At 30.0% G+C, this 17,070-nt stretch carries 8 protein-coding genes; 7 read left to right on the plus strand and 1 reads right to left on the minus strand.

The annotated features are described in order from the left end of the window. Positions 1-85: 85 nt before the first annotated feature. Positions 86-427, plus strand: a complete 342-nt coding sequence (locus EI71_RS10375; protein ID WP_211321060.1) for a hypothetical protein — start codon at positions 86-88, stop codon at positions 425-427. 496 nt (positions 428-923) lie between these two features. On the opposite strand, the gene EI71_RS06320 is transcribed toward EI71_RS10375, so the two are convergent. Beyond that, a complete protein-coding gene (locus EI71_RS06320; RefSeq protein ID WP_119016413.1) occupies positions 924-1,541 on the minus strand; it encodes a YigZ family protein in 618 nt (205 codons plus the stop codon). An 83-nt stretch (positions 1,542-1,624) separates the two neighbouring features. Here EI71_RS06320 and EI71_RS06325 point away from each other — a divergent pair, with 83 nt between their 5' ends. The 6 genes from EI71_RS06325 to EI71_RS06350 all read left to right on the plus strand — a co-directional run bounded on the left by EI71_RS06325 (position 1,625) and on the right by EI71_RS06350 (position 17,066). Continuing rightward, on the plus strand, positions 1,625-2,710 hold the full coding sequence (locus EI71_RS06325) for a CCA tRNA nucleotidyltransferase (RefSeq protein WP_119016414.1): 1,086 nt from the start codon (positions 1,625-1,627) through the stop codon (positions 2,708-2,710). A gap of 12 nt (positions 2,711-2,722) precedes the next feature. Then, entirely contained in the window at positions 2,723-4,801 is a 2,079-nt protein-coding gene (gene pulA, locus EI71_RS06330; protein WP_119016415.1) for a type I pullulanase, read from the plus strand. Further along, complete coding sequence (locus EI71_RS06335; protein WP_119016416.1) at positions 4,801-5,679, plus strand: HD domain-containing protein; 879 nt, start codon at positions 4,801-4,803, stop codon at positions 5,677-5,679. Before pulA ends, EI71_RS06335 begins: the two co-directional genes overlap by 1 nt. 72 nt (positions 5,680-5,751) lie before the next feature. Continuing rightward, positions 5,752-6,102, plus strand: a complete 351-nt coding sequence (locus EI71_RS06340) for a hypothetical protein (RefSeq protein WP_211321061.1) — start codon at positions 5,752-5,754, stop codon at positions 6,100-6,102. 136 nt (positions 6,103-6,238) lie between these two features. Next, on the plus strand, positions 6,239-15,901 hold the full coding sequence (locus tag EI71_RS06345) for an RHS repeat domain-containing protein (protein WP_162849834.1): 9,663 nt from the start codon (positions 6,239-6,241) through the stop codon (positions 15,899-15,901). 88 nt (positions 15,902-15,989) lie between these two features. Next, positions 15,990-17,066, plus strand: coding sequence for a nucleotidyltransferase family protein (locus EI71_RS06350; protein ID WP_162849835.1), 1,077 nt, complete (start codon positions 15,990-15,992; stop codon positions 17,064-17,066). Positions 17,067-17,070: the final 4 nt, after the last annotated feature.

Raw genomic sequence — 17,070 nt, forward strand, 5'->3', positions numbered from 1 at the left:
AATTGTGACTTTATTAGGAGTACTTTATTAGGAGAAATCATGAGTAGACAACAAAAAAAGAATGTATTTTCACTTATATTTTTTTATGGTTTTATTTTTTAATATTACTTTGCTTCTTTTTATTTTTCCTACTATTTTTGTTGATGAATCTAAGGTCGGTATTTATTATTTTTTTGCAATGATATCTCTTGTGTTAGCTGTAATATTTGGATCCATATTGCAGTGGATTGACGGAAGATTGCATTATAAACCTAAGTTTTTTATACCTCCCCTTCCTATAACCTATGGTTATAAAGGGGTTCCTAATAATAAATTTAAAGAATTCTTTGTTTCAAAGGAATTAATAAAAGACGAAATGTTATTTGTTGAAATAAAAAAAATGTATTTGAATATAAAACAAACAATAAATCTTTTATTTTTGAAATGAATGGGTGGGTAAAAAGAATCACATACATAACATGGTTGATTCTTTCTGAATTACAGATCTTTTATACAAGAGGAAATAGAAAACTAATATATAAAAGTATATATGTCACGCACGAAAATTTGATATTGTCTTTTGTATTAATGAATGGTAAGAAGATAGATAGAGTAATAGTTAATAATTATAAAACAAAACTTCCATTTTTGTTAAAAATAGATCTATTTACTAAGACGCAGATAATGCGTTCTTCAAAAATATCTATTAAGCAGTTATATGATTTTAATTATTAATAATTATAGTTATGATAATTTATCCAAAATAGTATCTTATAATAATAACCAACTACATGTATATATAGGGAATAATAATGTATATTTTTATATAAGGGATGTATTAGGTAATATCACGGGATTGTATCTATTATTTTCAAAAAGGTTTTATAAAAAAACGTAGAGAAAAGGTTTCTCTACGCTTAAGCCAATCTATATGGTTGGTTTTTTTATTCTTCTATTGGTACTTCAACTTGGAAATCTCCAAGCTTAGTTAATGTATCTCCGTTAATCTTATATTTATATAAATCTTCTTTAAATAATTCATATTTATCTATATCTAAGCTTCCTGTAATTAATACTTGGTCCGTAAATGAAGTGTCCTCTAATGTGATATAAGGAATTACTTTTAATAAAGTATTATACCCTTGATATGAGGTAATAAGAGAAAATTTTGTTTGAAGCTTAGTATCATATAGTGTTGCAAGCTTTAAGCATTCAGAAACAGAAGAAGAATATGCTCTAACAAGTCCACCTGCTCCAAGTAAGATACCACCAAAGTATCTTGTTACTATAGCTAATATATTGGTCATATTATTTTTCTTTAAAACATCTAGCATTGGGGCTCCTGCAGTTTTTTGAGGCTCACCATCATCGCTTGCTTTTTGTATTTCTTGGTTATCTCCTAATATATATGCATAGCAGTTATGCTTTGCATCATAATGCTTCTTACGTATTTCGGCTAGCTTTTCTTCTACCATAGATATAGAATCCACTCTAAAGATTCTAGTAATGAAGATGGATTTTTGTATGACAATTGTATTTTCATATGTATCTTTAATTCTCATAATAATCCTCCTCGTTTTATTTATATTATATATAATTCTTTAAAAAAAGAAACAATAAATGATATAATGTATATGGTGTTAATATGGATTTAATAGAAACTGGAAAGAAGATATTAAGAAAAATTAATAGCCTTGGTTATGAAGCTTATATTGTTGGTGGAACTGTAAGGGATTTTTTATTATCTAAAGAGATTAATGATTGTGATTTAACTACAAATATGCCAATAGAGCTTTTAAAGGATCATTTTCAGATAATTGATAATGGAAGTGATTATTTAAGTGTGACAATTCTTTATGAAGGATTGTCTTTTGAAATTACCCATTTTAGAAAGGATATTAAATATTTAGATCATCGTCATCCAGAAGTAGAGCTTACAGATAGCTATTATATAGATTCTAAAAGAAGAGACTTTACTATAAACGCTTTAGCAATGAATGAATCTGGCGAAATATTGGATTTTTATGATGGAAAGAAGGATTTATCTAATAAGATTATAAAAACCATTGGAGACCCATTTTTACGCTTTACAGAGGATTCTTTAAGAATACTTAGAGGTTTATATTTTTCATCCAAGCTTGGATTTGAAATTGAATCTAATACCTTATTTGCAATGGTAGATAAAAAGGAATTATTAAGTGGATTATCTGAAGAAAGATTATATCAATATTTTATTAAAATATTATATGCAGAATATGATATGGGAATAAGGTATATTAATGAATTAAATCTATTCCAATATATACCTAAATTTAAAAGATGGCTAAATATAGTAGATAAAGGAATGAAGGAAGAGGATTTAATATATTACTATTATTTAAATAGACATGAATTTCCTATCACTGTTTCTAAAGAGGAATATAGGAATGCAAATCTATTAGAATTATTATTAAAACAAGACGATTCTTATACTTTGTATAAAAATAAAGAAGCATATTTTAAATTTAAGGATATACTTAAGCATTTTGGCTGTGATATAATAGGGCAGGATAAGAAAATAAATAACCTTATCATTAAAAATGATAAAGAGCTTGCCTTAAGCAAAGAAGAGATAGCTTCTTATTTTATAGGCAAAGAAAAATCATTAAAGATTGAAGAAGTACTTAAGGCTATTTTAAATGGCGATTTAAAAAATGATAAAGAAGAGATTAGAAAATTTATTTTGAAGTAAGGATGTGTAACTATGCTAAAAGGAATGAAGGCTTATATCGATTCATTTGAGTTAATTACTATTTTGGTTGAAAAAAGCTTATGTTATCCATTAAAAGTATTTTATTTCATTGATGGAGATATAAAAAGAAAACTAGAGTTTATGGATTTAGCTGAGGATTGTGGAGAATTTTATAAATTCCGTATGAAATTCGATCCTACAATTGAGCTAAATAAGGAATATATTATTGAAGATGAAAGTGGTAATCGCTGCTTCTTAAGAAGTGGTTCTATTATAAGAAGCCCTGAATTTGAAAGAAGATATGCCTATGAAGGACCACTAGGTGCAGAATACCATAAAGAATATACAATCTTCCGTACATGGAGCCCTGTTGCCAAAAAGCTTATTGTAGAGCTATATACACCTAATGGTAAAGAAAGACATAATTTTACTTATGTAAATCAAGGCTTATGGGAATGTGTTGTCGATGGAGATTTAGATGGTGTTGGTTATCTTTTATTTGTTAAAGTAAATGAAAGATTACAAGCATTACTTGACCCATACGCAATAGCTTCAGCTGAAAATGAGAAATATAATTTCGTCATTAACCCAGATAAGCTATATAAAATGAAATATCCAAAGCCAGAATTTTCAGGTAGATATACCGATGCGATTATTTATGAAGCATCCATTAGAGATTTTACAAATCAGCTAAAGAGTGAAAATGCAGGTACCTTCTTAGGTATGGTAGAAAACAATCCTACAAAGGGTGGTCCTACAGGCTTAGATTATATTGCCTCCTTAGGCATTACTCATTTACAGCTACTTCCTACTTACGATTTTGGTGGCGTAGATGATGTTGAAAAGGATTCAAGATATAACTGGGGATATAATCCAGATCAGTATATGGTACCTTGTGGATGGTATTCTAAGCATCCTGAGGATCCATATTCTAGATTAAATGAATTACTTGAATTGATTGATGAATGTCATAAAAGAGGTATGCGTGTTGTAATGGATGTTGTATTTAATCATGTATATCATTGGAAAAACTTCGGCTTTGAAAAGCTAGTTCCAGGATACCCATATAGATTAAATTTTGATTCCACTGTAAATAACGCAACTGGTTGTGGTAATACAATCGCAACAGAAAGATTTATGAATACAAGATTTATTTCAGATACATTAACCTTCTATGCAAAGACATATAATGTTTCTGGATTTAGATTTGATTTAATGGGATTATTAGATATTAATTCATTAAATCAGGCATATAAGGAATTAAAGAAGATTGAACCAAAGATTATTGTATATGGTGAGGGATGGAATATGGATAATCCACTTCCAGATGAATATAGACCTCATATGTATAATCATAAGAAGACTCCAGGTTATGCTTTCTTTAATGATAGATATAGAGATTATGTAAGAGGATCTCAGTGGGATAAATCCTTTGGTTATGCCTTTGGTGTAGGTAAATCCTTATATGATTTAAATAAATTAGTATTAGGCTCTTGCCTAGATTATTATAAATTTGAAGAGCCTACTCAAACAATTAATTATGTAGAATGTCACGATAATTACACCTTCTATGATTTTGGCTTCTATGCTTTAAAGGAAAGTGATAGTAAGGTAAAGGATGCAGCTAGACTTGCATTATCTTTAATTTTATTATCTATTGGTGTTCCATTTATTCATGCAGGACAGGAATTCTTTAGAACAAAGCGTGGAGTTGAAAATGCATATAATGCATCGGATTATATTAATGCGATTGATTATAAGAGAAGAGACGAAAACATTAGTAATGTAAATATGGTTCGTGATTTAATATCTATTCGTAAGGAATATGATTGTTTTAGAATTTCAAGGAAAGAAGAAGTATTAGAAAGAATTCACACACTTGAGGGTGCAACAACACTTCATACTGCAGGTATTATGTGTGAAAACAAAGATTGTAGTCTATACATCTTCTGTAAAAATGATAAGAGTGAGTATAAGGTTGACTTATGCTCATCTGAGATGATTTTTGATGGCTTTAAAAAATGTAGTGTTAAAAAGGATTCATATGTTCTTAAGGAGCCAGGTGTTTATATCATCAGAAAGGATTTATAATGATTTTCATTGGTAAAATTGCAGGTATTAATACCTCCGATGGAAAACTTAATCTATTGGTTTTAGATAAGGATAAGAATCAAATGAACCTAAAAGTAAAAGATGGGGCATCTCTTGAGCTTGGAAAGGTTTACGCTTTTGAATATGATGAGGTAAAAGGAGAAAGAACCTCTTATCATGTAAAAAGCTATAAAGAAGTAAATGAGCTTCCATTAACTTTAATGGATGAAACATTAAGAAACTTCTATAAAGCATCTCCAGTATCTTTAGAGGATAGTGAAAGAGAAATTAACCGCTATATTAGCTTAATTGGTAATGAAAAGATTAAAAAGATTACAGAGTTCTTAATTTTTAATTATCATGATAAGTTCTATACATATCCTGCTGCATCTAAGATGCATCATGCATATGTAGGAGGCTTAGCATATCATTCGATTGGAATGCTACATATGGCAGATGGATTTATTGAAAATTATCCATATTTAGATAAGGATTATATCTATGCAGGTATTATGCTACATGATATTGGTAAGGCTATTGAGCTTACAGGTTGTGTAGATACAGCATATTCTTTAGAAGGACAGCTACTTGGACATTTAGTTATTGGCGCAATGGAAATAGAGAAGGCTGCAGAAAAGCTAGGATATGTAGGAGATAAGGAAGTATTATACTTAGAGCATATGCTAGTGAGCCACCATGGGCTACCTCAGTTTGGGGCTGCCAAAAAACCAATGACTGCAGAAGCATTATGCTTATGGCATATCGATACCATAGATTCTAAGTTTAGAACCTTAGGAGAAGTATTAGAAGAAACAGATAGTGAAACCTATACCGATGCGATAGGTGTATTAGATAGATCTAAGGTTTGGAAAATGTAAATATTCTTTGGGAGAATTATGAAGAGTGAAAAGATAAGGAAGATACAAATTCTATATTTTATTTATATTATTGTGTTTTTTCTTTCAACAGCATTATCTATATTTTTGGCTATAAAGACTCCAGAATTGGTAACCTATATATTTAATGACTTTACAAAGGATGCAGGCGCTGGTGTACTTTTTATGGGGCTTTTCGCACTTTTCCTTGATTTTATCATTATTCTTATAGTTCTTGCGCTTAATTTTGTTATGATGGAATCCTTTATTGTTTCTATTATAGGAATAGTAAAAATATCTAAGGCGACAAGAAAAAGGGATATGATTAAGCTTGCTAAGTGGGAAGTAAAAAATAAAATTTGCAGAATACCAGGCAAGATGACACTTGATACAGAAGATTGTGATTATTCAAAAAATAGTGAATAGAAATGATAAAGATAGGAGGTTTATGCCTCCTTTTATCTTTAATTTCAAAAATTTGTCTTAGAAAAGTCCCCATGGGTTGAATAGATATTTAATATACTTTATTCTAAAAATAACGATGCTATACGAGGTGAGTTATATGAAAAAGACTATGGGGAAGATAATTCTATTATCTTTATTTGCTGTTTTATCTTTTTTATTCTGTAAATTCTATTCATTTAATGTTTTTGCAGAAAATCCATATCAGGCGCCAACCTTAAATGGAGATAATTTTTATGAAATCTCTACAAAGGATGAGCTTTATTGGTTTGCATATGAGGTAAACACGAATAAGCATATTAACTATAATGCGAAGCTTGTGAGTGATATTACTATCAATAGTGAGGATTTATCCACTATAGAAGATAAAAGTGGGCTAGAAGCATGGAATCCTATTGGAGATTACAACAAGAATACTATTATTTATCAAGGTATATTTGATGGTAATCATCACAAAATTAGTGGAATCTATGTTAATGGAACCAGTAGGTATTGTGGATTTTTTGGCCTTGTTAAAAGAACTACGATAACGAATTTGTCTTTAGAAAATATATATTATGAGACTACAGCTACAAGTAATATTTATATTGGAGGATTAGTTGGAAAGGCAGAAACTAAAACTACGATTTCTGATGTTAGTGTTGAAGGAAGCCTATATACATCTTCTAATAATGTTATTCATATGGGAGGAATCGTTGGATATAGTTATGGTTCAGAGATTTCTATTTCTTCATGTGATAGTAATGTAGCTATGGAAATTACATCGAATAAGGAATCCCATATAGGTGGTATTATAGGTTATGCTTATAAAACTACAATTACAGATTCTTATGCATCTCATAGTATAAATATAGAGAATACAACATATAAGCATTATATTGGTGGTATTGCAGGCTATATGATAAAGTCATCGATTAATGACTCCTCAAGTGATGTTAATATTAATGCTCCATATTGTAATGCTGCTGGTATTGCGGGTGTAACATCGACAGAATCAACAATCGTAAATTGTATAAATTATGGTAACATCACAGGAAGAAATGCTTCAGGAATTGTATGTAAAAATTCAAGAGGCGTTATTGTTGACTGTGTTAATTATGGTGAAATGATTGGTGAATACTATGCGGCAGGTATTGCAGCTGGTGTTACCTCTAGAACACCTAGAATTGAAGGCTGTACAAATTATGGTATTTGCCATGCTGGAAAATATTCTGCAGGTATCTTAGCTTATTCAAGCTATGAATCCTCTGTTTCCTATTGTGAAAATTATGGAGATATTTATAGTGGAGAAATTGCATCTGGAATTGTAGGATATACAGAGGCTTTAGTGTTAGCTTGTGAAAACTATGGATATATACATGATGCAACAACTGCTGTTGCTGGTATTGCAGGATATGCAACAAGCATTCGCTATTCCTTCAACCAAGGTGAGCTTGAGGCAGAAAGTGAAGAAGCTACCTTAATAGGTATTGCTTATAGAGTTGATTTAATATCTAATGTATATAATATTGGACAAATAACTAAAAAGGATAATCAAGAAGCATTCGCTATATGTGCAGATAAGGATGCATCTACAGTGATTTATAATGCATTTTATACAAATGATACTATTCCTTCTGCATACTTGAAAATACCTGGTTCTTATGCAAAGCTTGTAAGTGATTCGGATTTCTTAGATGGTAAGATTTGTTATGAATTAAATGATGAGCCTTATTATAAACAAACTCTAGGAGTAGATTTTTATCCAATAATTATTGGTGATTCTAAGAATGTTTATAGAATATGTGATGGTAATACTGTAACTTATAGTAATACATCTGGAAGTGAAAATCACCATTTTGTAAATGGCATCTGTACTTGTGGTGAATATGAGAAGCCTGAAGTTTCCCTAGACGGCACATATTTAATTAAAAATGCAGGTAATTTACTTTATTTTGCAGAAGAAGTAAATAAAGGAAATAATACAATTAATGGTAAATTAGTATCTAATATTGTTCTTAATAATGATATCCTACAAAGATTAAATACAAATGATTACATCTTACAGGGTATGGATAAGGATAGTATTGTAAGATTTACTCCAATTGGTAATTTAGAGTATCCATATAATGGAAAATTTGACGGTAATTATTATTCTATAAATGGATTATTTATGGATGATTATCAAGGCTTTGCGGCCTTATTTGGTGCAATAGGAACAAAGGGCATAGTTAAGAATTTATCTGTAAAGGAATCTTGTATTATTCTAGATGAAACTAAGGTTGTTGTTCAAAGGGGATATTATTCTGGCTTTATTTATGGAGATAGTGTTGGATTTACAGATAATGTATCTGTTTCATCTTCCTATATAGCAATAAAGGATAATACAAGAACAGTTATTTTAGAACATAATCATGTAGAACCTTTGATGCATATGTATTATGGCGGAAACTTTGTAGCTTCCTACGTTCAAGCTGTTAATGACCGTTATATGAGTAGTAAGCAACTAATACAAGAGATGTATCTTTCTATTTATTACGAAGGTACAGGAGTATTAACTTCTGCATTGCCAGATTATGACTATTTCTCTATAACAAATAAAATTGATGGAGCGCTATCACGTCAATATTTTGTAATTCAAGAGATTTATGTTGGAGAAGGAATTACAGAGCTTGCAGAAAGATGCTTTGATTATATTGTTCCACATCATCTATACTTACCTTCTACTTTAAAAAAGCTTAATTATTTATCTATTATGGGTTGCACTGGCAATGTAATTATACTTCCAAGATCTATTGAAAGAATTGAAGAATACGCAATTTATGCAAGTGGGGCAACAATTGTACTTCCGAATACAGTAGAGTATTTAGATCCAAATTGGATTGCTTCTGCGACTAACATTTATTTTGAGGGTACAAAAGACGAATATCTCGCTTTAGGTCAAACGATGTATTCGTGGTTTACTTATGTCTTTGGATACAATCAGGAAACAAACATTAAGGGTACAGTAACAATTACTTTAGAATATAATGGAAAGGTTAATCCATATTCTGGTAATTATTTACAGTTAACCTGTGATGGACAATCTAAAACACTTCCTATAACGAATACGACTAAATTTACCTTCCAAGGTTGTACTTCAAATAAGATTTCTTATTTAGAGATTGTATCTAGCCTTGGTGCTGTAATTAAGGATTTAGGTAGCTTTGTATTAAATGAAGCGAATAGTTATGCTTATTCAGAAAAGATATCTATTTATGAATCTGTCCCAACAATTACTATAACTTTATATGATGAAAATGGAAATGCAGTAACTGGTGGCTATAGAATTGATTTATATAAGGGTGATGGCGTTATAGATTCTAATGAAGCAACAGGAAAATCCTATGTATTTAATGGAATTGAAAGTGGATCATATGAGGCTCATGTTGTACTTCATGATGATCTTGCTAAAAAATATAAGGCAGTTGAGGATATAACTATTGATTTAGGAACAGAAGATGTTAATAAGTCTATTCAGCTATCCTTAATAAAAGAAAAGACTATAACATTTACTGTTATAGATGAAGAAGAGACTCCTATAGAAAATGCATTGATTACTCTAGATGAAATATATACTAGCAGTATCCATAAATTCTATACAGGTTTAACAGATGAAAATGGAAAGGTATCCTTTGATGTACATACTGTACCTATTGAATATACATTAAAGAAGGAAGGCTATATTCCTGAGGGGGATAGTATTTCTGATAGTACAACTAAGGTATCTGTTACTCCATCTGTAATTAGTGGTATTCCAGTTAGATTAAATGTCTTAGCTAAGAGTGGTAATGGATTAATTAAATCTATTACAGATATTGATTCTAAGAATTTAAGAATTTATAACAATACAACGAACGCATACATTTTAGATTACTATTTATATGATAGTAAGGTATATTTACCACTATCTATGGCTTCATATTCTGATTCAATAACATTTACTGTTTATGGAATTAAGAATATGGAAGATGCAAGTGAAGAAATAATTCTTAAAGAGTATGCGATGGTAAATATAACTGTAGTAGAGGAATCTTATTTTACATTTACAAATGTGAATGCATATGTTCTTATTTTTGATAATTCGAATAATCTTGTAGATTCCTTTAGTACAAAGCGTCAGCATACCTCTAGTCATTTACCTCATGGCGAATATAAAATCTTATTAATTGATGATGACTTAGGATGTCATATAAATTCGTTAGATGAATTATCTAAATATCCATTTGTTTTGAATCAGGATTATTATTTAATTAATAAGACATTATCTGATTCAGTTTGTGAAATTAAGGACTATACTGTAGCTTCTAATATTGGTTTAGTATCAAATAATATTATTAATTTAGGTACCTCTGGTACATTACTTAGAAGTAATGGATTATGTGTTGGAGAATTCCAAACAGTAAGAATTTTATTAGATTCTAATAAGGCTTATAATGGTAAGCTTGAAATTATTATTCCAAAGGAATGTACTTTCCAAAATGGTAGTCTAAGAGTGGATAATAAAGAAAGAGACTATACTATTGTTGATGGAAAGGTATTAGTAGATATTACAGATAAGGATACTTCTATAAAATATTCTATTTGCTGTAATCAAGAAGCAAATAATATAGAGGTTAAAGCTAGGATTTTAGCTAATGATACATTCTATCCGATTCTTAGTGCTTATTTCCAAACCTATTTATTAAAATACACACTTGATACAACTAAAGATATAGATACTACTTTAAATGTTGCAGGATTGACAATATCTTTAGCTACTATTGAGCTATATGATAATGGTAATCTTATTGGAAAAACATTATCTGATACAATAGGTGCATTCTCTATTAAAGAAATAGTGGATAAAAGAAGAGAAGTACATGAAATCTATTTAAAGGTTATAAAGGATGGTAAGGTAATTACTACATCCGATAAAAAGGATATTAACCTATCTTATTTTAGTGTGGCTAGCTTAGTAATTTGCCATAATGGTAATAGATACAAGGTAGGCTATAATACAGTTTCAAGTTTCTCCTTTAATCCAAAGAAAACTATTATCGGATTTGAAGCCATCTTAGATGATAATTTGGTGGATAGCTTAGAGCTTATAATAAAATTAACAAATGGTGATACAAAAACATTAGTTATGGAATATAACAGCGAGAAGGGCTTTTGGTATCAAGAGGGAGAATTTACCTCTACAGCACTTCCATCTCATATATCCTTAAGAATTAATGATGGTATGACATCTACTTATCAAGCCTTGACTTATGGTAGTTTAAAGGCGGTACCAGAAAAGAGTAGTACATCGACTCAAACCTTAGATAAGGATACATTTAATGTAACATCTATTGGCCCTACTTTAGTTTCTTCAAATGAAGTAACATTTAGAGTTAATGGAACTATGCTAAGTAAGGCTGTTAGCTTTATAGCTGTTTGTGGTGGCTTAAGATTAGAGCCTATTAAGGAATATTATGTATCCTTAGAAGAGGTTTATGTAACATTTGATTTTTCGAGTGTAAAGAGTGGAGATTACTATTTACATGTAACTTATAATGGATACTTCATAGATAAGAATTTCACTATAGATAATAGCTTACCATTTGGATATACAGGATACGACTTTAATGTTCCTGGATACGGGGCTATAAATACTGTTCAAACAGGTAATATTGTCCTTGAAAATAGAGGCTATACCGATTGTATGACAAAGGTTGTTGTATTATCTGGCGAAGATATAGTATTTGAAAAGAGCGGTAAAAAGGATTTAATTGATATTATTTCTTGTGATGGATTAGCTGGTACATTACTTGCGAAAGAAGATGCAACATATTACTTTACTTATAGAGTGACTGGATCAAATCCAAAGATTACTTGCTGCTTCTTAGATAGAGTAAATGATCGATTATTTGATTCACCAGATATCTCTCAAGTAGGTAAAAACTCTGTAAGAGAGAATGTATATTCTATTATTGGTAATGATTCAACATCTTATCAAAAGGCAATATCTGAAATGGCAAATTACTTATCTACTATTGGATATAATAAGGTAACTATAGAAGACTGCGAAAAGGCAATTGTAACTAAGGCGAAAGGATTCTATGGAACAGAAGCATTATTTGTAGATTCTATTATCACTGAGCCTCATTTCGATTTATATCGTATTTATAATTGTACAACAGAACGTCATCTAGAAGAGGGTATCTTTGGTCGTGGTATTTTTACTAATTTTGAAATAACATTAAAAAAGGAAAATGATGTTTATATCATGTATTTACCAGAAGAAAGAATATACTTTAATGAATATTTAGGTAAGTATTATTCTTATGATGGAAGATATACTCTAACTATCTCCTCAACTAGCGGAACTATTGCAAAAGATGATACTAAGTATATATTTGATGATGGATTACTTATGCAAGTAATAAGTAAGGGTGTAGTTTTATATAATTTATCCTATACAAATAATAAGCTTACATCTATTCAAGGAATATATGATTTAGTTACATTCCATTATAAAAATGGTTATGTAGATGAAGTATATCTAAATGGCAGCTTAAAGGAAACATATATTCAATCGAATGGCTTCTTGATGGGTGTTAGAGGAAATGTAAATTATAACTATAATTATTTATTTAACGAAGTAGGCGCAAGATATGGCCTTATGTCATCTAGTGAAATAAATGATGAAGTTACAACTTATGATTATGATTCTTTAGCTAGATTAACTAAAGTAAATAAGGGTATTTATTCTGTTTCTTATGAATATTTAGATGGTTTAGTTGTTAAAATGGAAGCCTCTGGTAGTGAAACATATTTATATTTTGATTCTTATGGAAATATCATAAAAGAGATATCCTCTTTAGGTATGATTAAGGATATGAAGCAAGAGGGCAATTTGGTTTATAATATGATCAATACTCAAACTCAAGCATCTGGCTATGATGAATATGGAAGAATTAATGTCTTTAATTATGCAGATGGAACATCTATTTGGTATACATATAGTGATACTGAAACTAAGGTAAAGGATGCCAAGGGTAATGAATATATTTATAGATATGATGAAAATAAGACATTAATTGGTATTACTTATCCAGATAATACAAAAGAAGAATATACATATTCCAATGGCTTCTTAGTAGCTAAAAAGGATAGAAAAGGACTTACAACAAGCTATACATATGATACTTTAGGTAGAGTATCTAAAATAACTTATCCTGATTCTTCTTATACAGAATATGAATATAATTCAGATTCTTCTATAAAATCATTAAAAGATTCTACATATACTATGGCATTTACCTATACAAAGGATGGCTTATTAGATACAGTAACCTATAAGGATGGTAAAACTTTACATTATGAATATGATGAAAAGAATAGAGTGGCTGAGGTTACTGACCCACTTGGTCGTATAACTCGCTATGAATATGATGAGAATGATTTAATATCTAAGGTTAAGAATTCTTCTAATTCTGTAATTACAGAATATACATATGATTCTTATGGTAGAGTAATTAAACAAAAGAATTCCAATTCTTCATATACAGAATATACATATAAGGGAAATTATATTGAAAGTGTAATGAATTATGGTAAGAATAAGGAATTATTATCTGGCTTTGTTTATACTTATAATTTATATGGCTTAGTTGAGCGTATAGATACATTAGATGATAGAATATTCTATTATTATGATAGCGTTGGAAGAATTACAAAGATTATGTCTAATAATATGAATGTCACTTATGTTTATGATGCCTTAGGTAATCGTAGAAGTATGGTTGTTGATTCTATCAAAACAGAATATTCTAGTAATGAATTAAATCAATATATAACTATTGGAAATAATAATTTATCTTATGATTTAAATGGTAATTTGATATCTATTAGTGGTTCTGAAACATATAACTTTACATATAATGCGAAAAACCAGCTTGTATCTGTAGAAAATGGTACGGATACATTTACATACACTTATGATTTCTTTGGTAATAGAGATAGTGTTACAGTAAATGGTACTACAACAAATTATTATTATACTCCTTGTGAAAATGGCTCTTTAGTTGCAAGTAAAACTGGCAGCAAAGGAATTAGCTATATCTATGGTAATTCATTAATTGGAGCTTATACAAATAGTAAGATGTATTATTATGATTATGATGGAATTGGTAATGTATGTGAAATAGTTAATTCTAGTGGTGTTGTTCAAAATAGCTATACATATGATGGAAATTATACTGTAGCTACTAAAACAGAAGCGATAGCTAATCCATTCACTTATGGATCTAAGCTTAAATATATGGATGATGGATCTATCCTATATAAGGTTGGTAAAAGATATATCCTAAAGGATACACTTGCCTTCACATCTCCAGAACAAAATGGTGTTGATCTTGGTATTAATTTATATCAATATGCTGGTTCAAACCATATAAATCTACTAGATAAGGGTGGAGATATTGGTGTTGTCGCAACCGCATGTTTAGTTGGTGTTGGTGTGGGTTTTGTAGGACAATTATTCAGTGATACTTTAAATGGCCAAGTATCTTATGCTGGAGATTATGTTGGTAGTATGGTTTCTGGTGCTTTAACTGGTGCGGCAGGAGCTGTAGTAACCTTATCTGGTGGAGCTGGCTTAGCCTTTGGTGCAGGATTGAATGCGGCAGGATCGGTTGTTGGTACTTATGTTTCAGCATTCGTTGACTATGGACTATATGGTAGAGATTTCAAATGGGATCAATTATCTGAAAAAGCATATGCAAATGCTGAATGGGCTGCCGTTTCTGGCATTTTCGGCGGACTATTAGGTAAGGCAACTGGCCTTGATAGTTTATCTGGACTTGTTACAGATGTATCCTTAGGAAAAATAAGAAATATGCTAGAAGCAGAAGGCTATTCTCCTGAGGAGATTGATGAAATATTAGGCTTTAGACTAATGCCATTAATTGACCCTGCAGGCTATGTATGTGAGGGTGTAAGCTCCAATAGAATTGAAGGAGTAAAATGTACTCTATTCTATAGTGAGGTTTCTACAGGAATGGGTGCAGTAGTATATTCCAATGAATATTGGGGCCAAATCAATCCACTGTATTCTGATTCTCTAGGCAAATATGCATGGGATGTACCACAAGGCTATTGGCAGGTTAAATTTGAAAAGGAAGGCTATTTTGTAGCATATAGTGAATGGCTACCTGTACCTCCAATTCAGCTTGATGTCAATGTTAGCCTAGTTGCTATCGCATCTCCAATAGTTACATCCTGTGATATGAAGAAAAATGAAATATTGTTTACTTTTAGTCAGTATATGAAAGTAGATGATATTAACACAACAAATATTAAAATAACTTCTAATGGTAGTGTAATTTCTGGTACATTTACTGCAGTAGATCAAGAAGAATCATTTAATGATTCAAGCATCATGCTTGCAAGAACATTTAAATTTGTACCAAATAAAGAATTTAATTCAGTTATTAAAATTGAAATATCTGATGTATTAAATTATACAGATACTCCACTAGAAGAAGCCTACTTTAAAACATATGATTTTACAAGCACAAATCCAATAGATCCAATAGATCCTTCAGATCCAACAAATCCAGTAAACCCAGGTGAAGGAGAAAGTAGTAATACAAACTCTGCTGGTTTACCTGTTGGTGCAGTAGTTGGTATTTCTATTGGTGCGGTATTACTTGTTGCAGCGGCAGTAGTAGTTGTAATTATTGTAATAAAGAAGAAAAAATCTAGTGTAAGAGAATAACTAGATTTCAAAAGGGCATATCACTGATATGCCTTTTTCCTTTTCTTTAGATAAGATTTGCTTTATAATAGATTTTGAGGTGCAATTTATGAATTTAGTAGATACCATAAGGGCTTATTTAAAGGGAGAAAAATTAAATAATGAATCCTTTGATGAAAGGCTATTAAATCATGCGATTACACAATCCCTAGATACAATTCTTTATCCTGTATATGGAATAAAGGAATATAAGAAGTATTATGTATCATGGGTTTTAAAACAAGAGAAGTATTATGATTTAGATAAGGAAATCACTACCCTTTTTAATAAGAATCATATTAATCATATATATTTTAAAGGAACTGTATTATCTACTCTATATGATGATCCATCGATAAGAACTAGAGGTGATATTGATTTTTATGTTTCTAAGGATGATATGACACTTGCCCATAAATTATTATTAGATAATGGATTTATTGATGATGAGTCATGCCAGGATTGTATGCATCATATTGGTATTAGGAAAAATAATATCGAGGTTGAGCTTCATTTTGTCATGTTTGACCCAGATAACCTAGATTCATGGAAGAATATGTTTAAAGATCCTTTTAGTAAATGTAGCATAAAGGATGGATACTTATATGAATTCTTACCAACATATCATTTCTTATATTGCATGATGCATTTTGCACATCATTTAAGAAGTGGTGCTGGAATTAGATATATCTTAGATTTTTATTACATGCTAAAGAAAACAAATATTGATATGGATTTATTACATAAGGAAATTAAGAATTGTCAGCTTGAAACCTTATATTCTAATATCATTAATGCGATAAGATATTTATCCTATACAGATTTTGATTCAAGTGTTGAAAATATCGATATAGAGTTTTTTATTGATTATATGCTATCCTATGGTATTCATGGATATAGTAATAATGAAACTACCAAACAGGCAGTACATCAAAATAAGGTAAGATATTTCTTTTCTAGAGTATTTGTATGGAATAAGGCATATAGAATATCTCTTTATCCAAAAATGGGTAAGAAGGCTATATGCTATCCATTATGTGTAATTCATCATTTCTTTTATTTAATTACACATAAGCTTAAAAGCTTCTTTTTATTTCTATTTGGAAAGAATAAGAATAAAGAGTTATATAAAAAATTAGGAGTATAGGAGG

The sequence above is a fragment of the Anaeroplasma bactoclasticum genome, from assembly GCF_003550015.1.
GTDB classification, from domain to species: Bacteria; Bacillota_I; Bacilli_A; order Acholeplasmatales; family Anaeroplasmataceae; genus Anaeroplasma; species Anaeroplasma bactoclasticum.

What these genes read in the sequence shown, in the direction of transcription:
- EI71_RS10375 (WP_211321060.1), top strand. Translation starts at nt 86, where the DNA reads ATGGTTTTATTTTTTAATATTACTTTGCTTCTTTTTATTTTTCCTACT.
- EI71_RS06320 (WP_119016413.1), bottom strand. Translation starts at nt 1,541, where the DNA reads ATGAGAATTAAAGATACATATGAAAATACAATTGTCATACAAAAATCC.
- EI71_RS06325 (WP_119016414.1), top strand. Translation starts at nt 1,625, where the DNA reads ATGGATTTAATAGAAACTGGAAAGAAGATATTAAGAAAAATTAATAGC.
- pulA (WP_119016415.1), top strand. Translation starts at nt 2,723, where the DNA reads ATGCTAAAAGGAATGAAGGCTTATATCGATTCATTTGAGTTAATTACT.
- EI71_RS06335 (WP_119016416.1), top strand. Translation starts at nt 4,801, where the DNA reads ATGATTTTCATTGGTAAAATTGCAGGTATTAATACCTCCGATGGAAAA.
- EI71_RS06345 (WP_162849834.1), top strand. Translation starts at nt 6,239, where the DNA reads ATGAAAAAGACTATGGGGAAGATAATTCTATTATCTTTATTTGCTGTT.
- EI71_RS06350 (WP_162849835.1), top strand. Translation starts at nt 15,990, where the DNA reads ATGAATTTAGTAGATACCATAAGGGCTTATTTAAAGGGAGAAAAATTA.